Source organism: Streptomyces sp. NPDC004838 (genome assembly GCF_053600955.1).
This window is the reverse complement of the sequence record NZ_JBSGAW010000014.1, coordinates 16,894-35,856: the sequence shown is the minus strand read 5'-3', so window position 1 is coordinate 35,856 and position 18,963 is coordinate 16,894. Positions and strand designations below refer to the sequence as shown.

At 71.4% G+C, this 18,963-nt stretch carries 16 protein-coding genes and 2 pseudogenes; 5 read left to right on the top strand and 13 right to left on the bottom strand.

The window, feature by feature from the left end; genetic code table 11:
* The first annotated feature begins 406 nt into the window (after positions 1-406).
* The 3 genes and pseudogenes from ACWEFL_RS17710 to ACWEFL_RS17700 form a co-directional block, all read left to right on the top strand.
* Positions 407-4,288: a GH92 family glycosyl hydrolase gene (locus ACWEFL_RS17710; RefSeq protein WP_451713115.1), complete on the top strand. Its 3,882-nt coding sequence runs from the start codon at positions 407-409 to the stop codon at positions 4,286-4,288.
* 120 nt (positions 4,289-4,408) lie between these two features.
* A pseudogene (locus tag ACWEFL_RS17705) lies at positions 4,409-4,552 on the top strand (integrase); the annotation flags it as partial.
* Between the two features lie 252 nt (positions 4,553-4,804).
* Positions 4,805-4,975 (top strand): annotated as a pseudogene (locus tag ACWEFL_RS17700) (peptidyl-tRNA hydrolase); the annotation flags it as partial.
* Between the two features lie 64 nt (positions 4,976-5,039).
* On the opposite strand, the gene ACWEFL_RS17695 reads toward ACWEFL_RS17700, so the two are convergent.
* The 7 genes from ACWEFL_RS17695 to ACWEFL_RS17665 all read right to left on the bottom strand — a co-directional run bounded on the left by ACWEFL_RS17695 (position 5,040) and on the right by ACWEFL_RS17665 (position 12,041).
* Positions 5,040-5,546: a PPOX class F420-dependent oxidoreductase gene (locus tag ACWEFL_RS17695; protein WP_451713112.1), complete on the bottom strand. Its 507-nt coding sequence runs from the start codon at positions 5,544-5,546 to the stop codon at positions 5,040-5,042.
* A 174-nt stretch (positions 5,547-5,720) separates the two neighbouring features.
* A complete protein-coding gene (locus ACWEFL_RS17690) occupies positions 5,721-6,968 on the bottom strand; it encodes an ABC transporter permease (RefSeq protein ID WP_451713110.1) in 1,248 nt (415 codons plus the stop codon).
* Positions 6,965-7,699 carry an ABC transporter ATP-binding protein gene (locus ACWEFL_RS17685; protein ID WP_451713107.1) on the bottom strand — a complete coding sequence of 245 codons (735 nt, stop codon included), beginning with the start codon at positions 7,697-7,699 and terminating at the stop codon, positions 6,965-6,967. The genes ACWEFL_RS17690 and ACWEFL_RS17685 overlap by 4 nt, the downstream gene beginning before the upstream one ends.
* On the bottom strand, positions 7,696-9,114 hold the full coding sequence (locus ACWEFL_RS17680; protein WP_451713106.1) for a peptidoglycan-binding protein: 1,419 nt from the start codon (positions 9,112-9,114) through the stop codon (positions 7,696-7,698). Before ACWEFL_RS17680 ends, ACWEFL_RS17685 begins: the two co-directional genes overlap by 4 nt.
* Positions 9,111-9,644 carry a hypothetical protein gene (locus ACWEFL_RS17675; RefSeq protein WP_451713104.1) on the bottom strand — a complete coding sequence of 178 codons (534 nt, stop codon included), beginning with the start codon at positions 9,642-9,644 and terminating at the stop codon, positions 9,111-9,113. Before ACWEFL_RS17675 ends, ACWEFL_RS17680 begins: the two co-directional genes overlap by 4 nt.
* A 151-nt stretch (positions 9,645-9,795) precedes the next feature.
* Entirely contained in the window at positions 9,796-10,689 is an 894-nt protein-coding gene (locus tag ACWEFL_RS17670) for a prephenate dehydrogenase (RefSeq protein WP_451713101.1), read from the bottom strand.
* Positions 10,686-12,041 (bottom strand): aminotransferase-like domain-containing protein, encoded by a 1,356-nt coding sequence (locus ACWEFL_RS17665; protein ID WP_451713098.1) that lies wholly within the window; start codon positions 12,039-12,041, stop codon positions 10,686-10,688. Before ACWEFL_RS17665 ends, ACWEFL_RS17670 begins: the two co-directional genes overlap by 4 nt.
* A 194-nt stretch (positions 12,042-12,235) precedes the next feature.
* On the opposite strand from ACWEFL_RS17665, the gene hppD reads away from it, so the two are divergent.
* Both hppD and ACWEFL_RS17655 read left to right on the top strand, forming a co-directional pair.
* Positions 12,236-13,318: a 4-hydroxyphenylpyruvate dioxygenase gene (gene hppD, locus ACWEFL_RS17660; RefSeq protein WP_451713096.1), complete on the top strand. Its 1,083-nt coding sequence runs from the start codon at positions 12,236-12,238 to the stop codon at positions 13,316-13,318.
* Positions 13,319-13,409: 91 nt separating this feature from the next.
* On the top strand, positions 13,410-14,474 hold the full coding sequence (locus tag ACWEFL_RS17655) for an alpha-hydroxy acid oxidase (protein ID WP_451713428.1): 1,065 nt from the start codon (positions 13,410-13,412) through the stop codon (positions 14,472-14,474).
* 19 nt (positions 14,475-14,493) lie between these two features.
* Here the strand turns inward: ACWEFL_RS17655 and ACWEFL_RS17650 are convergent, their stop codons facing one another.
* Genes ACWEFL_RS17650 through ACWEFL_RS17625 form a run of 6 tightly spaced genes read right to left on the bottom strand, consistent with a single transcriptional unit; the run spans position 14,494 to position 18,959 of the window.
* Complete coding sequence (locus ACWEFL_RS17650) at positions 14,494-14,898, bottom strand: VOC family protein (protein ID WP_451713093.1); 405 nt, start codon at positions 14,896-14,898, stop codon at positions 14,494-14,496.
* A complete protein-coding gene (locus tag ACWEFL_RS17645; RefSeq protein WP_451713091.1) occupies positions 14,895-15,725 on the bottom strand; it encodes a phosphosulfolactate synthase in 831 nt (276 codons plus the stop codon). The genes ACWEFL_RS17650 and ACWEFL_RS17645 overlap by 4 nt, the downstream gene beginning before the upstream one ends.
* Before the next feature lie 31 nt (positions 15,726-15,756).
* Positions 15,757-17,136, bottom strand: coding sequence for an AMP-binding protein (locus ACWEFL_RS17640; RefSeq protein WP_451713088.1), 1,380 nt, complete (start codon positions 17,134-17,136; stop codon positions 15,757-15,759).
* A gap of 9 nt (positions 17,137-17,145) precedes the next feature.
* Entirely contained in the window at positions 17,146-17,424 is a 279-nt protein-coding gene (locus ACWEFL_RS17635) for a phosphopantetheine-binding protein (RefSeq protein WP_451713086.1), read from the bottom strand.
* Between the two features lie 2 nt (positions 17,425-17,426).
* Positions 17,427-17,681: a ferredoxin gene (locus tag ACWEFL_RS17630; protein WP_451713083.1), complete on the bottom strand. Its 255-nt coding sequence runs from the start codon at positions 17,679-17,681 to the stop codon at positions 17,427-17,429.
* 15 nt (positions 17,682-17,696) lie between these two features.
* A complete protein-coding gene (locus ACWEFL_RS17625; protein WP_451713081.1) occupies positions 17,697-18,959 on the bottom strand; it encodes a cytochrome P450 in 1,263 nt (420 codons plus the stop codon).
* Positions 18,960-18,963: the final 4 nt, after the last annotated feature.

The window sequence follows — 18,963 nt, the reverse complement described above, 5'->3', positions numbered from 1 at the left end:
CCCGGAGGAAGCCCAGAAAAAAGTGGTTCATGCACCGTTCGACGGAGGAAACGGTTGAGGGCAGCAGACGTTCACGCGCACGCCGGCCTGCCTCCTCGTTCCCCCTGGCCCGAGCAGCATGTGCAACGCCTGCCCGGACGCCGACAGGTATAGTCCACTTCCCTTCGAGGGAGCAAGATCGAAAGCAAAGTTCGGCGGCAGTCTTTCCCGAGTTGAGACCTCCCGGATATCTGTAAAGGCCACCGGAATCCGGTTTAACAAGATCGTTTTTCACGGAATGGCCCATTCCAGCCCCGACGTCACGTCAACACCCTTGACACCGCAGACCACTTACCTCCCTACTGGAGCTTGTGGCTTGAAATGACAACGTTGTCGAACACGGCTCACACAGGAGGAAAGGCCCGTGATGGCCAGATCCGGATCTCAGCACAGTCCGACCCACCCTCTGCTCAGACCCATCCGTTCCCGGCCGAGTTCCGCCCGTGCGGCGCTCCTCGCCGCCGTCGCATGTCTGCTGGTGGTGACGGGGCAACCGGCCGCCGCGCTCCCCGCCAACGCCCCCACGGCCCCTGCTCCGGAGACCCGATTCGCCTCGTCCTTCGAGGCTGGGGAACCCGCGCCGGACTGGCGCAATACCGTGGAAGTCGGAGCGGACGGAAGAAAGCGGTCATCCGGCGTCAACGGCGGCTACGCCCAGGGAATTCCGGGCAATGTCACCGACAAGGTGACAGAAGTGCGCGCCAGCGGCGAAAACGAGGGCGGAGGTGAGATCAAAGAGAACTTGATCGATCTTCAGCCAAGTACGAAATGGCTCGAATTCGCGCCCACGTCATGGATCGAGTTCGACACCGACATCCCCGTCAAAGTCGGCGCATATGCCCTGACTTCGGCCAACGACTTCGACTCCCGTGACCCGAAGGACTGGACCCTCAAAGGCTCCGTCGACGGCAAGGAATGGAAGGTCCTCGACACCCGTCAGGGCGAGACCTTCGGCGAACGCTTCCAGACGAAAACGTACGACATCGGCGATCCGGCCGGCATCACGGCATACGCGCACTACCGGCTGGAGATCACCCGGAACAACGGCGCGGACATCACCCAGCTCGCGGATGTGCAGTTCTCCGACAAGAACCCCGGCGCGCCCGCGCCCGAGGACATGCGCTCGCTGGTCGACCGCGGTCCCCGCAGCTCCCCCACCGCGAAGGCGAACGTCGGCTACACCGGCAAGCGGGCGCTGCGGTACACGGGCACGCACGAGCCGGACGGACGGGCCTACTCGTACAACAAGATCTTCGACGTCGACACGGTGGTGCGCCGTGACACCGAACTGTCGTACAAGATCTTCCCGTCGATGCCGGAGTCTGCGCTCGACTACGCGGCGACGAACGTGTCCGTGGACCTCGCCTTCACGGACGGCACCTATCTGAGCGATCTGGGGGCCGTCGACTCCTACGGCGGAGCGCTCACCCCTCAGGGGCAGGGCGCCGCCAAGCGGCTGTACGTCAACCAGTGGAACCGGGTGGCGTCCGCCATCGGCTCGGTCGCGGCGGGCCGGACCGTGGACCGGATCCTGGTCGCCTACGACTCCGCCAAGGGCCCGGCGCGGTTCCAGGGCTGGCTCGACGACATCTCGCTGGCCCCGAAGCCCCCCGAGAAGCGGCACGACCGGGTGTCCGACTACGCGTCGACCACGCGCGGCACCAACTCCGCCTTCGGGTTCTCCCGCGGCAACACCTTCCCCGCGACGGCCGTGCCCCATGGTTTCAACTTCTGGACGCCGGTGACCAGCGCGGACTCCAAGGGCTGGCTCTACGAGTACGCCCGCGGCAACAACGCGGACAATCTGCCGGCCGTGCAGGCGTTCAGCGCCAGCCATGAGCCGAGCCCGTGGATGGGCGACCGGCAGACGTTCCAGGTCATGCCGTCGGCCGCGTCCGGCACCCCCGACACCGACCGCCGGAAGCGGGCCCTCCCCTTCCGCCATGAGAACGAGACCGCGCGTCCGCACTACTACGGCGTCACGTTCGAGAACGGTCTGCGGGCCGAGATGACCCCGACCGACCACGCGGCGGCGATGCGGTTCACCTTCCCCGGCGACGACGCCTCCGTCCTCTTCGACAACGTCACCAGGGAGGGCGGCCTCACCCTCGATCCGGCGAACCGGTCCTTCACCGGATTCTCGGACGTCAAGAGCGGGAACTCCGCCGGCGCGACCCGGATGTTCGTGTACGGGGTCTTCGACAAGCCGGTCACCAGCTCGGCCGCCGAAGGGGTGAGCGGGCACCTCCGCTTCGACGCGGGCGAGGACCGCACGGTCGGTCTGCGCATCGCGACCTCCCTCATCAGCGTCGACCAGGCCAAGAAGAACCTCGCCGACGAGATTCCGCCCGGCACCTCCTTCGAGCGGATACGGGACCGGGCCCAGAACGCGTGGGACGCGCTGCTGGGCCGGGTCAAGGTCGAGGGAGCCACCCGAGACCAGCTGGTCACGCTCTACTCCAGCCTCTACCGGCTGTACCTGTACCCGAACTCCGGTTTCGAGAACACCGGCACGGCGTCGCGTCCCGTGTACCAGTACGCGAGCCCGTTCTCGCCGATGACCGGGCCCGACACCCCCACCCGTACCGGCGCGAAGATCGTCGACGGCAAGGTGTACGTCAACAACGGCTTCTGGGACACCTACCGGACGACCTGGCCCGCGTACTCCTTCCTCACCCCGAAGAAGGCGGGCGAACTGGTCGACGGCTTCGTCCAGCAGTACAAGGACGGCGGCTGGATCTCCCGCTGGTCGTCGCCGGGCTACGCGGATCTGATGACCGGCACCAGTTCGGACGTCGCCTTCGCGGACGCCCATATCAAGGGCGTCGACTTCGACGCGGCGGCGGCGTACGACGCCGCGCTGAAGAACGCCACCGTGGTCCCGCCGGCTTCGGGCGTCGGCCGCAAGGGCATGGAGACCTCGCCTTTCATGGGCTATGCCTCCACCAAGACCCATGAGGGCCTGTCCTGGTCGCTGGAGGGCTATCTCAACGACTACGGTCTCGCGAGGATGGGCCAGGCGCTCTACAAGAAGACCGGGAAGGCGCGGTACAAGGAGGAGTCGGAGTACTTCCTCAACCGGGCGCGCAACTACACCACGCTCTTCGACTCCAAGGCCGGCTTCTTCCAGGGGCGCGATCTCAAGGGCGACTGGCGCGTGCCCAGCGGCTCCTACGACCCGCGGGTCTGGGGCTACGACTACACGGAGACGAACGGCTGGGGTTACGCCTTCACCGCGCCGCAGGACAGCCGCGGTCTGGCGAATCTGTACGGCGGCCGGGCCGCCCTGGGCAAGAAGCTCGACGAGTACTTCTCCACACCGGAGACGGCCTCGCCGGAGTTCACGGGATCCTACGGCGGTGTCATCCACGAGATGACGGAGGCCAGGGACGTACGGATGGGCATGTACGGCCACTCCAACCAGGTCGCCCATCACGCCCCGTACATGTACAACGCGGCCTCGCAGCCGTGGAAGACGCAGGAGAAGGTCCGCGAGGTCCTCTCCCGCCTCTACATCGGCAGCGATATCGGGCAGGGCTACCACGGCGACGAGGACAACGGCGAGCAGTCGGCCTGGTACCTCTTCTCCGCGCTCGGCTTCTATCCGCTGGTGATGGGCTCCGGTGAGTACGCGATCGGCTCGCCGCTGTTCACCAAGGTGACCGTGAAGCTGGACAACGGCCGCGAACTGGTGGTCAAGGCCCCGAAGAACAGCGCGAAGAACATCTACGTGCAGGGCCTGCGGGTCAACGGCAAGGCGTGGAACTCCACCGCCCTGCCGCACAGCACGATCGCCCGCGGCGGCACGCTGGAGTTCACCATGGGCCCGAAGCCGTCCACATGGGGCACGGGCAAGTCGGCGGCGCCGGTCTCGATCACCCGTGACGACAAGGCGCCGGCGCCCCGCCATGACGCGATCAAGGGCGAAGGGCCCCTGTTCGACGACTCGTCGGCCACCTCCGGGGAGTTCACCCCGGTGGAGCTGCCGGTGCCGTCCGCGACCCGCGCGGTGCAGTACACGCTGACCTCGATGGACCGGGCCAAGGCTCCGGCCGGTTGGGTGCTCGAGGGTTCACGGGACGGCGAGAAGTGGCGGGAGCTGGACCGGCGGTCCGGTGAGAGCTTCGCCTGGGACCGGCAGACCCGCGTGTTCTCGGTCGCGAGACCCGGCTCGTACACGAAGTACCGGCTGGTGCCGGCCGGTTCGGCGAGTCCGGCGACGCTGGCGGAGATCGAGCTGATCTCCTAGCGAGCCGATCTGCCAGGGAGCGGATCTGCTAGAGAGCTGATCTCTTAGCGAGCCGATCTCCTAGGGAAGGGCCGGAAACGGGCCAGGGCCGCACCCCCGCTGTTCGGGGGTGCGGCCCTGGCCCGTTCCCGGCCCAAGCGTGCGGGTCGGCCGCGTACCGTGCGCTCGATCCGCGTTCTCGTGCTGCGTCTGGCGCGGGAGAATCCCGGCTGGGGCTACCGGCGCATCCACGGCGAGCTGCTGGTTCTGGGCGACCGCCTCGGCGGCACCCTCCACGAGTACCAGCATGCGGCCTGACCTGCACGGACGAGATCCCCGGCAGGGACGGCGTCGGTGCGCGGAGTTTCGTGACACTGATAGCGGCATGTGTGGCATTCCAGCGTTTCACCGGGGCGGACGGCAAGCGGTGAGGGGGGCGCGGGGCTGATGCTGTGCGCCCTTGAACGAACTGCCCAGGATCAGTCTGCGTCTCCCGGTGTCTGTGGAGCCCACAGCCATGATCGGCCCCGAGGAGCGAAAGCCGGGTTTCCGCTGGCCGTGCTGACCGCGGAGCCGGGGCGCTGGCGTGAACTGACCGGCGCCGGGCTGCCGTTGGTGCGGGACGCCGGGTTCACGGAGATCGCGCCGGGGACGACTCTGGTGGTCGAGGGGCATCACCGGGTGGGATCGCTGCCGCCGCGGGTACGACGGCCCGCTGGTCCTGCGCTGAGCCGCCTGCGAGGCGCCCCGCTCCGTTCCGGCGGCAGCCCGGTCAGGCGGTGCCGAGCGTCAGTCCGCCGGCCGGGGCGGAGGTGTTGCGGGGGCCGCTCAGGCGGCGGCCGGCCGCCCCGTACACGCGGTCCACGGGAAGCCTGACGACCAGGCGCCGTTCGGCGACCATGGCGTGGCGGAAGCCCTCCCAGTCGGGATGTTCGCCCTGGAATCCCCGGAAGACGACGACGAGTTCGTCGGCGACCGCGTCGTGCGGGTCCGTCGTGATCGGCGTCAGCTCCGCCTCGCCCTCGGCGATCATGTAGGCGTAGCCGTTGGGGCTGGTGACGAGGAAGCTGGCGCGTGGATCGCGGCGCAGGTTGCGGGTCTTGGCGCGGTTGTAGGTGACCATGAGCCGGATGAGGCGCGCCTCCGGGTCGTAGGCGTAGCCGACGTTCGACAGCTGGGGGCGGCCGTCGCGCTTGAGGGTCACGAGCGTGCCGATCCTTTGCTGACCGAGGAGCTGGAACAGGGCGTCGTCACCGGCCTTCGCTGATTGCTCTGCCATGCGGCGAGCGTAGGGGAAGGAGCGGCTGTCCAGGCGGGACGCGAGCGGGCCGGCGCAGGTGCGACGCAGATGCGCGCGCGGGCACACCCAGGTGCGCGGGCATGGCTGAGCGGTGCCCTCGCCGCCGACGGGGGATGGAGGCGGAGAGAGCACCGCGGTACCGGGGGCACGGGATCAGGTGGTGGCCAGCGCCTCCGTGGGGGGCAGCCGGGCTGCGCGGACGGCGGGGTAGAAGCCGGCCAGGCCGCCGATGACGAGGGTCGCGCCGACGCCGCCCGCCATCGCCCATGTCGGCACCACCGAGGGCCAGCCCTGGTAGGCGGCGTATCCGGAGGTGACGGCGATGCCGAGGAGGACGCCGCCCAGGCCGCCGAGCGCAGACAGCAGCAGGGCCTCGCACAGGAACTGGGTACGGATCTGCCCCCGTGTCGCGCCGAGGGAGCGGCGCAGACCGATCTCGGAGCGGCGCTCCAGCACGGAGATGACCATCGTGTTGGCCACGCCCACCCCGCCGACGAGCAGGGCGACCGCGCCAAGCCCGAGGAGCAGACCGTTCAGCGTCTCGTCGGTGGCCTCCTTCGCCGCCAGGGCGTCCGAGGGCCGCGACACATTGGCCTCGCCGGGGTTCTCCGGGTTGGCGGTGTGGCCGAGGACGGACTGGACGTCGGTCACGGCCCACTCATCGGTGCGGGTGTAGACGGTCGTCGGATAACCGTCGAAGCCCAGTTGCTCCTCCGCGACCGGCCAGCCGACCAGTGCGGCCGAGTCCAGCTCGGGCACCAGGTCGTTGGGCGCGAGCAGGCCCACCACGGTGAACCACTGCTCGCCGATCCACACCCTGGTGTCGGCGCCGGCCCGGAACACCCCGAGCTGCTCGGCGGCCTTGGGGCCGAGGACGACAGCGGGATACCGCGCGTTGGCGGCGTTCAGCCAGCGGCCGTCGACGACCTTCACGCCCGCGCTGCGCGGCAGATCCGTGCGGGCCGCGGACACGGTGAGCCCGCCGGTCTCCTGCTTCGGGACACGGTCGTTGCGGTAGACCTTGGCGTCGGTCCGGCCGACGGCGGACACCGCCGTGACGCCGTCGATGTTGCCGATCATGTCGACGGACTCGTCCGGCAGATGGGCGGTGCCGCCCGTGAACGACTGGCCCGCGGTGACCGTGAGCAGATTGGTGCCGAGCGCCGCGAGCCGCCGGTCGAGGTCCTCCGTGCTCGACGTGGAGATGCCGACCACGCCGACCATGGCGGCGATGCCGATCGCGATGCCGAGGGCCGACAGGAACACCCGCAGCGGCCTCGAACGCAGTCCGGATCCGCCGACCCGCAGCACGTCGGCGGGGCCGAGCCGGGCGGGCTTCGGGCGGGGGCGCGCGGCGGTGTCCGGCCGGGCCCGCGGTGAGCGTGCCGTCGTCAGGCTCATCGCGTGGCCTCCTCTAGGACCGCGGTCGCGGGCATCCCGTCCAGGCGCCCGCGTGCGGTGTCGTACTCGATGCCGCCGTCCTTGATCCGCACCTCGCGCGGCAGTGCGGCGGCGATGTCCCGGTCGTGGGTGATCACGACCACCGTGGTGCCCGCCCGGTGCAGTTCATGGAGCAGGTCGAGCACGACGGCGCCGGAGCGGGAGTCGAGCGCGCCGGTGGGCTCGTCGGCGAGCAGCAGCGGTGGGTCGCCGAGCACCGCGCGGGCGATGGCCACCCGCTGCTTCTCGCCGCCGGAGAGCTGGTGCGGCTGATGGTGCAGACGGTGACCCAACCCCACCCTGCGCAGGGCGCGTTCGGCGAGCCGGCGCCGCTCGGTTCGGGAACGGCCGCTGTAGAGCAGCCCGTCCGAGACGGAGTCGAGCGCCGGTACGCCGGGGGCGAGATGGAACTGCTGGAAGACGAACCCGATCGCCTGGGCGCGCAGCGCGGACAGCTCCCGGTCGGTGAGGCGGGCAACGTCGTGCCCGTCGATGTGAACGGTGCCGGTGGAGGGTCTGTCGAGGGTGCCCATAATGTTGAGCATCGTGGACTTGCCGGAGCCGGACGGGCCCACGACGGCGAGCAGTTCGCCGCGGTGGATGACGAGGTCGGCGTCCCGCAGGGCGCGGACGTCGCCGTACGTCTTGGAGACCCCGGCGAGTTCGACCACCGGGCCCGCGGTCACGGTCACTTGGGCACCCCCACGACCGTGCCGTCCGCGATGCCCTTGCCGGAGATCTCGACCATGCTGTCGGCGAACATGCCGACCTCGACCGGCGTCGGCCGCACCTCGCCGTCGGGTCCGACGACGTCCACGGCGTAGCCTCCGCCCTGCCGTGCCACCAAGGCGTTGATGGGCACCACGAGGACGTTCTCGCGGGTCTCCGCCTTCAGGGAGACGTCGACGGCGGCGGCCTGGTAGCGGCCGAGCTCCTTCTGCGCGGCCACCTTCAGCTCGACGGGCAGGGTGGCCTTGTCGGAGTCCCCGGAACCGCCGGGGCCCGAGCCCCCGCCGGACGCGGCAGCGTCCTGGCCGGTGGTCGGGGTGCCGATGTCGGTGACCTCAGCCTGCACGGTGGTGTCGTCGGGCAGGGTGACCGTGGCCTTGGTGCCCTTGCGGACCAGGTCCTCGTACTGCGCGTCGAGATCGACGCTGACGACGCGCTCGGTGCCGGTCCAGGTCAGCACGGCACCGCTGAGCGGCGCCCCGGGCACCGTCTTCACGTCCGCGACGCGCCGGGCGCCGTCGGCGATCACGGCGTCGCCGGGCCGTACGGTGCCGGTCTCCTCGCGGCCCAGGTCGTCCTGCCAGTCTCGTACGGCGTCGGCGGTGCCGGAGGTGTACTCGTCGTCGACGGTGAAGCCCGAGTAGCCGAGCGCGGCGAGGTTCTTCTCCAGCATGCGCACGTCCGCGCCCTCGGTGCCCTCCCGCATCTGCCGGTAGAGGGGGAGCGAGCCGTACAGGAGCGGGACCTTCTGCTCCGCGACCCGGTAGACGGCATCGCCCCGTTCGATGACGTCGCCGTCGGCGGGCACCCAGGTGACGACTCCTCCCCCGCCGCCCTGCGGGCCGGCCGGCGCCTGTACGGCTGACACGTCGCCGTGGCCCAGGGTGCCGTCCACGGTCTCGCTGCGGGTGAGCGTCGTGCGCTTCACCCCGGTGGTGCTCGGCGGGGCGTCGGGCGCGGCCAGGTCCGTGCCGCCGCCGTCGCCGCCGAGGACCCCGGCGCTCGCGGCCCCGGCTCCGGCGACGACCGCGATCGCGAGCACGACGAGCCCCGCGATGCGCAGGGGGCGGCGCCGTCGGGAACCCGTCGGGGCGGAAGGGTCGTCACCGTCCGTCCGGGCCGGGGCGGTTTCCGGTACGGCGGGGTCGAGAGTCCCGGGGCGGGAGCCCATCTCCGGTGTGGTCGTGGGCCTCGCCTCCAGGTCCCCGGCGTTCGGCGGTGACACCTCGCCCGGCTTGCGCAGTTCCAGCGCGACCGAGGAGTCCGGGGCGCCGTCGGTGCCCGCGGGACCCAGGGGGCCGGGGGCTGCACCGTTCGGGTGCGGAGCCTCGGTGTCCGCGTCGTGTTCCAGCTCGCGGGTCTCGTCGGACGCGGTCACTGGCCACCGCCCGAGCCGGTGAGACCACCGCCGGGCCACTTGTCCTGGCAGGCCACCCTCGCCTTCTTGAAGTCCTCGCCGCCGGGGTTGATACCGCTGCCCCCGAAGTCGATGCTCATGTTGCCGCCGTTGATCTCCGGGTCGGGCAGGTCCGGCAGGCCGTTCTCCCGCATGCACTTCGCCCAGGCGGCGACCTTCGTGGAGTCGAGCGCCCCGCCGCCGGCACCGCCGCCGCCGACCTTGCCCTGGGGCATCTTGTCGCGGCATGCCTGCAACGCCTGCTGGAACTCGGCCGAGTTGGGGTCGATGCCGCTGTCCGGACTGAGCGCCAGACCGCCGCCGGGCTCCGGGTCGGGGAAGGCGGCCACGCCGTTGTCCCGCATGCATTTCGAGAAGGCCAGGGACTGGTCCTGCGGACTGGTCGGTGATGCCTCGGCGCCGCTGGGCGCCTTGGCCTCGTTCGACGACGAGCCCTCGTCGGAACAGCCGGTGAGGAGTGCGGCGGTGAGCAGCGCGGACACTGCGAGCACAGTGGAAACGGTTCGTTTGTGAGTAGTGGGCATGGGGCCAAGTACTACGCGGGCGGCGGTCACAGCGCGGACACAACAGACGCCTCGGATACAGCCTCCTTGCGCACCCATCGCGCACATGCCACAGGATCGCCGCCCCGCGTCGTCGCCGTCAGCGGTCATGGCCCTCGGCCCGGTCGTCGGACAGCTCACCCACCCCGGCGATGCCCCGCTCCAGCAGGTCCACGAGGGTGTGCCTGCTCTTGCCGCGGGTCTCGGGCCCCGGGCCGCCGTCCGGCTCGGCGAGGTCGTACAGGGCGGCCAGTACGCCGGCGAGTTCCTCCTGGAGCCGGGTGAGCACGTCCGCGACGGCCGCCGCGTTGGACTCCACGATGTCGCCCCACAGGCGCGAGTCACCGCGCGCGATGCGGGTCACATCGCGCAGCCCCTGCCCGGCGAGGCGGGCCGCCGGCACCGGGGCGTCCCGCAGCCGCGCCGCCATCAGGCTGGCCACCAGATGCGGTGCGTGGGAGGTCAGGGCGACCGCGTCGTCGTGCGCGCGAGCCCGCATCACGCGGGGTACCCCGCCGCACAGCGCGATCAGTCCGAGGGCGCGGTCGAAGGCGGGCTTGGTAGTGAACCGCGTGGGGGTGAGCACCCAGGGGCGGTCCCGGAACAGCTCCGCGCGGGCCGCGAGGGGGCCCGACCGCTCGCGGCCCGCCATGGGGTGACCGCCGACGTAGGAGGACGGGTCGGGGGCGGTGGCGAGGATCTTGCGTTGGGGGAGGGCCTTCACACTCGCCACGTCGGTGTAGCTGCGGGCGAGGCCCTGTGACTGCACCTGTGCCAGGACCGGGGCGATCTGGCTGGGCGGCACCGCGAGGACCGCCAGGTCGACGGGGTGGGGCGGGGGTTCGGACCGGCCGGCGCCGCGGGCCTGAGCGGCGCGCAGGGCGGACTCGTCCCGGTCCGAGAGGTAGACGGTCACTCGCTGTCTGCTCGCCGCGAGTGCCACGGAGGTGCCGATGAGGCCGGTGCCGACGACTGCCAGCGTGCGGATGGTCACGGCGCACCACTCGGGAGGGTCTCCCCCGCGCCTCCTCGCCCCGGCAGTCGCTCGCCGATGAGCTCGGCCAGCCGGTCCAGCCCCTCCTCGATCCGGTCGGGCGTCAACGTGCTGATGGACAGGCGCAGTTGCCGATGGCCGGCGGTGGAGCCGTAGAAGTGGCGCATGGGCGTGAAGAGCACGCCGTGCTGCCGGGCCGCGTGGGCGAGGAGCTCGTCGTCGACGGTGAACGGGACGGTGAGCACGACGAAGAAGCCGCCCGTCGGCGCGTTCCAGGAGACATCGGGGTGCCCGCCGAGGCGCCGGCCGAGGCCGTCGAGGACCTGACGCAGGTTGCGGCGGTAGACCTCCGTCTCCCGGCGGTTGGCCTGAGCCAGACTGCAGTCGTGGGCGAGCAGTTTGCCGCCGACGACCGCCTGGGCGATGGGCGCCGTGTTGACCGTGAGCATGCTCTTGATCTTCGACAACTCGTCGGCGAGCACCGTGCCGCCGCCGGACGCCCCGCTCACCCGCTGCCCTGCCACGACGTAGCCCACGCGGGCTCCCGGCATGCCGGTCTTGGCGAACGAGCCCAGGTAGACAACGCGTTCGTGCCGGTCGAGCGCCTTCAGGGTGGGCGGTCGCTCGGCGGCACTGTTCAGCAGTCCGTAGGCGTTGTCCTCCAGGAGCAACAGGTCCTCGGCCGTGGCGAGTTCGAGGAGCCGGCTGCGGTCGGCGAGCGGCATGCTCACGCCGACCGGGTTGGCGAAGTCGGGTGTGACGTAGCAGGCGCGGACGCGGTGGCCGGCGGCACGTGCCCGGCGCAGCCGGTCCGCGAGGTCGTCGAGGTCGATGCCGTCGGTGCCGGTGCGCACGGGCAGGACGGGCAGGTCGGCGAGGAGTGCGGCCCCGGTCAGACCAACGTAGGTCGGGCTCGGCGCGAGCAGCACGTCCCGGTCGCTCGCCCGTAACGCGCGCAGGACCAGGAACATCGCCTCCTGGCAGCCGACGGTGACGACCACGGAAGCCGGGTCGGCCTCGATGCCCTCGTCCGCGGCGAGGCTGCGCGCCACGAGATCGCAGATGATCCCCTTGGTGTCGCCATACTGGAAGAGCGTGTGGGCGACCTGCGGCTCGCTCATCCCCCGTTCGGTGCGCAGGTACCGGCAGAAGATCCGCAGGTATTCGTGGAGCAGTGACACGTCGTAGAAGCCTTCGTAGGGGCGGCCCGCCGCGAAGGAGATCGCGTCCGGGTAGGTGCCGGCGACCTCGTTGAGCAGGTTCATGGACGCCATCGACGTGTCGCCGAGCGAGGCGTGCAGGGTGGCCGCGGGCAACTCGGCCCGAATGATCTCGGAATTCAGGATTTCCATCACCTGAGTCCTTCATTTTTGACAGATGCGGTATTCCGCCGATCTCCGTACGATCGGGGCTGCACCAGAAGTATTCGACCTCGCCGCCCGACCGTAAAGACGCCCACGGAAATGGAACAGCCAAGTCCGCTTGGCGTATCGGGCGACGCTCCGAGGCAATTGAATCCGCACCCTCTCCGCGTACGAGGACTCTCATGACGGATTTGCAGACCGATCTCGCCATCGATTACGTCGAGTTGTATGTCGGCGACCTCGACCGGGCCGTGTCCGCCTGGGTCGACGGCTATGCCTTCACCGTCGTCGGCACCGGCTCCTTCGCCGAGCACCGCGGCATCGCCCTGCGCCAGGGGCGGACGACCCTGGCACTCACGGCAGCGACCTCGGCACATCACCCCGCGTCCGCGTACGTCGCCACGCACGGCGACGGCGTCGCCGACATCGCCCTGCGCACCGCCGACGTATCCGCCGCCTTCGCCGCCGCGGTGGCCGGCGGCGCGGAAACGGTATGCCGGCCCACCCGGCACGAGGGCGAGGGGCCACATGTCACGGCCGCCGTCTCGGGGTTCGGCGACGTGATGCACACGCTCGTGGAGCGGGCCCCCGGGGAAGGTCCGGGGCTGCCGGCCGGGTTCGTGCCGGTCCCGGGCTCGGTGGACACGTCCGGCGGCGAGGTGGGCCTCCTGGACGTCGACCACCTCGCGGTGTGCCTCGACGCGGGCGAGCTCGACCACACGTCCCGGTTCTACCAACGGGCTTTCGGCTTCCGGGAGATCTACGAGGAGCGCATCGTCGTCGGCGCCCAGGCGATGGAGTCCAAGGTCGTGCAGAGCGCCGGGTCCGAGGCGGTCACCCTGACGCTCATCGAGCCCGACCCCGAGGCACAGCCGGGGCAGATCGACGAGTTCCTGAAGAGCCATCACGGTCCGGGCATCCAGCACCTGGCGTTCTCCAGCGACGACGCCGTCCGCTCGGTGCGGACGCTGTCGGCGCGCGGCGTCACGTTCCTCAGCACTCCGGGGACGTACTACGACCTGCTGGGCGAGCGGATCGGCCTGCAGGCGCACACCCTGGAGGACCTGCGGTCGACGAACCTCCTGGTCGACGAGGACCACGGCGGCCAGCTGTTCCAGGTCTTCACCGCCTCCACGCACCCGCGCCGCACCCTCTTCCACGAGGTCATCGAGCGTCGGGGAGCGCGGACGTTCGGCAGCTCCAACATCAAGGCCCTGTACGAGGCCGTGGAGCTGGAACGGGCAGGGCGGCGTGCCGACCGCTGACCACGACGTCCCCGGACCGCGCGAGGCGTACGTTCCGGGGACGTCCCGCGCCCTCGCCGCACCGCCGCCCGGTCCGCGGGAGCCGCGCGACCTGGACGACGTCGAGCGGGCCGCGGCGGCCGTACTGCCCCGTGAGGTGTGGGACTTCGTCGCCGGAGGCAGCGGCCGCGAGCTGACCCTCGCGGCCAACCGGGCGTGCTTCGACCGGGTCTTCGTCACCTCACGGGTGCTGCGGGACGTCTCCGGGTGCACCACGGACACGACGCTGCTCGGGCGGCCGGCGCGGATGCCGGTGGTGGTCGCGCCGGTCGCCTACCAGCGTCTGGTGCATCCCGACGGAGAGCTGGCCGCCGGCCGGGCCGCACGGGACGCGGGCGTGCCCTTCACGGTCGCGACGCTGAGCAGCGTGCCCGTGGAGGAGGTGACGGCGGCCGGCGGTCGGGTCTGGTTCCAGCTGTACTGGCTGCGCGAGCGCGGACGTTCCCTGGACCTGGCCCGCCGTGCCGAGGACGCGGGCTGCGAGGCGCTGGTGCTCACCGTGGACGTGCCGTGGATGGGGCGTCGCATGCGCGATGTGCGCAACCGGTTCGCGCTGCCCGGCCATGTGCGGGCCGCGCATCTGGCCTCCGGCGCGGAGTCGGCGGCCCATCGGGGCGCAGCGGACGGTTCCGCGGTGGCCGCGCACACGGCGGAGGCGTTCTCCCCCGGGCTGACCTGGTCGGACGTGGAGGCGGTGCGGTCGGTGATGCGACTGCCGATCGTCCTGAAGGGGATCCTCGCACCGGAGGACGCCGTGCGCGCGGCCCGCCTCGGTGTCGACGCCGTGGTGGTGTCCAACCACGGCGGACGCCAGCTCGACGGCGCGCTGCCCGGTGTCGAGGCGCTGCCCGCCGTGGCCGAGGCGGCCGGGGACTCCTGCGAGGTGCTGGTGGACGGCGGGGTCCGCAGCGGCACAGACGTGCTCAAGGCGCTGGCCCTCGGCGCATCGGGGGTGCTGGTGGGGAGGCCGCCGGTGTGGGGGCTCGCCGCGGGCGGGCAGGCAGGTGTCCGGCGGGTGCTCGATCTGCTGGCCGAGGAGCTGCGCGACGCGCTGGGGCTGGCGGGCTGTGCCTCGCCGGCCGGTGCGCGGGAGCTACGGGCCGTGCGGCTGCCGTAAGTCAGTACGACATCCGTGGTCAGTACATCATCCGCGGGTCGGTGTAGTGCTTGAACTCCAGGAGGTTGCCGGTCGGGTCCACCAGTACCAGCGTGCGGTGCTCCTCCACGGTTCCCTGGAACCGGGACCGCACCTCCTGAAAGACCGGCACCTTCCGCACCTCGACCAGGCGCAGCAGCGCGTCGAAGTCGGCGCGCGCCCGGAACGTCACCCCGAAATGCCGTGGGTACAGCTGCGGTCGGGCCGCGACGGATTCGTCCGGTGAGTGATGGCAGACGAGTTGGTCGCCGAAGAAGTCGAATGTCACACGGTCGGCATAGCGGCGGGCGATCGGGCAGCCGAGCAGCTGATTGTAGAACCGTGCGGCGGCGTCCAGGTCGTTGGCCGGTACGGCGATGTGAAACGCGTCCGCGGAATTCCTCACGGGTTCACCCCGAATTCTCGGATTTCCTCGGTGTCCAGCAGCGTTTCGGCGCGCAGTCCGAGCCGCAGTGTTTCCACGGCGATGACGTCGGACAGGGCGACATTGCCGAGATTGACGTCGCTGCCGACCCGTTTCACGAAATAGGTCTGGAGTTTTTTCGTGGGCGCCTCGAAGATGAGCAGATCGGTGGGCAGTCCGGCGTCGAGCACGTCCTCGACGAGTCCGAACCGGAGCTCCCCGTCCGCCCGGCAGATGCCGCTGGTGCCGCTCTCGCGGGCCTCCAGGATCACCGACCGCGCCCCCGCGTCCAGGTCGCGCCGTATCCCGGCGATCCACTGGCTGGGCGCGAACAGTTCGGAGCGGTGCGGGTCCTTGAACCCCACTTCGGAGATCACCTCGAAGTCCGCGGCGAGCCGGGTGATGAACCGGCTCTTGTCCTGCGGGGCGAGGTCGATGGTGCCGTCCGACACCTCCACTCGGTCGCATCCGTGTTCCAGACACAGGCCGCGGTAGTCCTCGAACCGGCCCCGCAGCACGTACTTCTCGAAGAGGGTGCCACCGAACATGTAGGGGATGCCGTGCTGCCGCAGCACCTCCGTCTTGTGTTTGATGCCGGTGGTGACGAGCGCCGTCCCCCAGCCGAACTTGACCAGGTCGATGAGGTCTCCGGCGCTGTCGACGACGTCCTCGAACCAGCGCAGCGGTGCCCCGGCGTCGATGACCATGGTCCGCCCGCGGGTGCGTGGCTTGAGTTCGCGCGCCGGCAGCTCCAGTGGACGGTGCGTGGCCGGCGGCGTACAGGAACGCGGCGTGAAGGACTGCGGCATGACCTGCCAACTCCCTTGTGTGGTCACGGACTTATCGGGATCGGGACTCCGCCACGAGCAGGCTCTTGGACACCTTGCCCAGAGCGGTGCGCGGCAGGGCGCGCACCACATGGATCTCCTGCGGCAGCTTGTACGGGGCGAGGCGGGCGGCGAGGAACGAGATGAGGCCGGCGCGGTCCGGGGCGTCCGCCACGATCCACGCGGCGACGCGCTGCCCGAGCCGGTCGTCGGGCACACCGACCACCGCTGCCTCCACAACGGCCGGGTGGGCGAGGAGCGCGTCCTCGACCTCGCCCGCGCCGATCCGGTAGCCGCCGCACTTGATCAGGTCGGTGTCCTTGCGGCCGAGCAGCCGCAGCGATCCGTCCGGCAGCCATTCGCCGAGGTCTCCGGTGCCGAACCAGCCGTCGTCGTCGACCGCGGGGCCGCGCCCCAGATAGCCGGAGAACAGCCCGCTGCCGTGCACCTGGACCTCACCGCCGGTACGCGCCCCGTCCGCCCTCTCCGCCCTCTCCGCCCTCTCCGCCCAGTCCGCGTCGTCCAGCCGCACCCGCATCCCCGGGACCGGGGGTCCCACCGAGCCGGTCGGCCGGTCCGTGCTCAGGTCCGCCGGTCGGGGGGAGGCGATGACGAGGGTCTCCGTCATGGCGTACCGGTTGAGGATCCGGTGTCCGGAGTGCCGCAGTACGCGCTCGGCGACCGCGCGGGGCAGGCGGTCCGCTCCGGACACCAGCAGCCGCGCCGCACTCAGTTGTGTCAGGTCGGCCGCGCCCATGGACCCCCACAGGGCCGGCACCCCGAAGTAGACCGTGGCGTGCGGTACGGGGGTGAGGTAGCGGCCGGTGTGCGCGAGCGGGGAGCCGATACGCAGGGGGCCGAGGCAGCCGAAGACAAGGCCGTGCACATGGGACAGCGGCAGGGCATGGGCGAGGACGTCGTCCGGGGTCCACTCCCACAGTGCGGCGAGGGCGTCGAGGCTCGCGGCGATCGCGCGGCGCGGGACGACAACGCCCTTGGGCGGTCCGGTGGAGCCGGACGTGTACAGGATGAGCGCGGGTGTCTCGTCGGGGGGTGGTTCGGGTGGCGGCGCGGCACGGGCGGTGAGGTCGGGCTCGTCCAGGACGAGGTCGACCCCGGCGTCGCGCAGAATGTGCGCGCGCTCGTGCGCGCCGGCCGCCGGGTGCAGCGGGACCGCGGTGGCCCCGGCGGTCAGGACGCCGGCGACGGCTACGACGGTGGCGACGCTCGGGTGTGCCACGACCGCCACCCTACGGGCGCCGGCCACGGAACGGGCGAGCGCGCCTACGGCGCCCGTCAGTTCGTCTCCTTCGAGGCGCTGCCCGGCCACGTCGATGCGGGCCCGGCCCTCCCGCAGGGCCGGCAGCAGTGCCGGTGGGTGCTCCGCGCGCATGCCCGCGCCCTACTCGGCTGGGTCGGTGACGAGCGCCGCGACCGCCGCGACGAACTCACCGAGCGTCGGGTTCTCCCAGATGTCGCGCACGCCGCCCAGTTCCACCCGGTACGTCTGCTCGACCGTGGTCATCACGTGCAGGGCCGCCAGTGAATGGCCGCCGAGTGCGAAGAAGTCGTCCTCGTCGGCCACTTCGGGCACCTGTAGAGCCTCGCACCACAGGGGCGCCACGACGTCTCGTACCGCCGTCCGGGTCGCCTCCGCCGTACTCACGGCACTGTGCTCCATCACTACTCCTCCAGGTCGTGGCCCGGTCGGTCGGGCTCGTGCAGGGTGATCGCGCCGGACGGGCAGCGGTCCGCGGCCGCCCGCACCGCTGGCACCAGGCCGGCCCGGGGTGCCGGGTCGACGAGCAGGACCCGGCCGTCCCGGTCCGACTGGTCGAAGACGGCGGGGAGATGGGCCAGGCACTGGCCGGAGGCCACGCACCGGTTGCGGTCGACCTCGACGCGCGGCCCCGTCGTTCGGGTTCCCGTCTCGTTCATGTCCCTCATCTCCTCTCACCAGGTGACCGGCAGCCGGTCCACGCCGTGGGCGAGGGCATGCACCCGGAACGGGACGGTGGCCGCGGGCTCGGCGAGCCGGAGCCCCGGGAAGCGCCCGAACAGGGCCGGGTAGCAGACGCCGAGCAGCATGCGGGCGAGGGGCGCGCCCAGGCAGTGGTGGATGCCGTGCCCGAAGGTGACGTGGGCGGTGGGCTCCCGGGTGATGTCGAAGCGGTCGGGCTCGGACAGGAGGGCGGGGTCCCGGTTGGCCATCGGCAGCGAGCACAGGACGTACTCGCCCTCCTTGATGAGCTGTCCGCCGACGGTGACATCGGTGCGGGCGATGCGGGGGGTCGGCGCGTGCGGCACGGTGAGGTGGCGGAGCAGTTCGTCGACCGCGCGGTCCACCGCGCCGGGGTCGTCGCGGACGGCCGCCAGCTGGTCGGGGTGTTCGAGGAGCAGCAGCGTGCCGAGGCCCAGCATGCCGGAGAGGTTGTCGAGGCTCGCCAGCACCAACAGTACGCACACGCCCCGCAGTTCCTTGTCGGTGATCTCGTCGCCGTGCTCGCGCACCAGCATGCCGAGGAAGCCGTCGTCCGGGTCGCGGCGCTGCCGTGCCACCATCGCGGCGACATACCGGGAGAGGAGTTCCCCCACCGCGGCACGCCGGCCGCGTCCCCGGCCGGCGGCGAGGAAGCCGTGGCAGCGGTGCAGGAACTCGTCGCGGTCGTCACGGGGCACCCCGACGAGCTCGCAGAGCACGGCGCCGGGTACGGGCAGCGCGAGCGTCGGCACCAGGTCGGCGGGCGGGCCGGCCGCCGCCAGGGCGTCCAGGCGGTCACCGACGATCGTGTCGATGCGCGGCCGGAGCCTGCGGATCCGGCGGAGGGTGAACTCCGGGGTGAGGAGCTGCCGCAGCCGGGTGTGCTCGGGTGGGTCGTAGTCCATGAGCTGGCCCACCATCGGGTCGGGCCGGGTGCCGGCGTCACGCCCGGTCGCGGTCCTGGACCCGAAGCGGCGTCGGGTGGAGAAGCGCACATGGTCGGCCATGACCTGACGGACCTCGGCGTGGCCGGTGACCAGCCAGACGGACTTCCCGTCGGTGCCCGGCCCGACTTCGACGCAGGTGACGGGGCCGCGGGCGGCGAGGTCGCGCAGGGCGGCGGCCGGGGCGAACCGGTCGCGGCGCGCATAGGCGAGCTGGGGCTCGGCCGCGCCGCGACCGGCCGCCCGGGACGGGGCCGGTGTGTCCGCGCCGGGCGCGGCTGCCTGGGACATGGCT

What these genes read in the sequence shown, in the direction of transcription:
- ACWEFL_RS17710 (WP_451713115.1), top strand. Translation starts at nt 407, where the DNA reads ATGGCCAGATCCGGATCTCAGCACAGTCCGACCCACCCTCTGCTCAGA.
- ACWEFL_RS17695 (WP_451713112.1), bottom strand. Translation starts at nt 5,546, where the DNA reads ATGGCAGAGCAATCAGCGAAGGCCGGTGACGACGCCCTGTTCCAGCTC.
- ACWEFL_RS17690 (WP_451713110.1), bottom strand. Translation starts at nt 6,968, where the DNA reads ATGAGCCTGACGACGGCACGCTCACCGCGGGCCCGGCCGGACACCGCC.
- ACWEFL_RS17665 (WP_451713098.1), bottom strand. Translation starts at nt 12,041, where the DNA reads ATGGAAATCCTGAATTCCGAGATCATTCGGGCCGAGTTGCCCGCGGCC.
- hppD (WP_451713096.1), top strand. Translation starts at nt 12,236, where the DNA reads ATGACGGATTTGCAGACCGATCTCGCCATCGATTACGTCGAGTTGTAT.
- ACWEFL_RS17645 (WP_451713091.1), bottom strand. Translation starts at nt 15,725, where the DNA reads ATGCCGCAGTCCTTCACGCCGCGTTCCTGTACGCCGCCGGCCACGCAC.
- ACWEFL_RS17640 (WP_451713088.1), bottom strand. Translation starts at nt 17,136, where the DNA reads ATGCGCGCGGAGCACCCACCGGCACTGCTGCCGGCCCTGCGGGAGGGC.
- ACWEFL_RS17635 (WP_451713086.1), bottom strand. Translation starts at nt 17,424, where the DNA reads ATGGAGCACAGTGCCGTGAGTACGGCGGAGGCGACCCGGACGGCGGTA.
- ACWEFL_RS17630 (WP_451713083.1), bottom strand. Translation starts at nt 17,681, where the DNA reads ATGAACGAGACGGGAACCCGAACGACGGGGCCGCGCGTCGAGGTCGAC.
- ACWEFL_RS17625 (WP_451713081.1), bottom strand. Translation starts at nt 18,959, where the DNA reads ATGTCCCAGGCAGCCGCGCCCGGCGCGGACACACCGGCCCCGTCCCGG.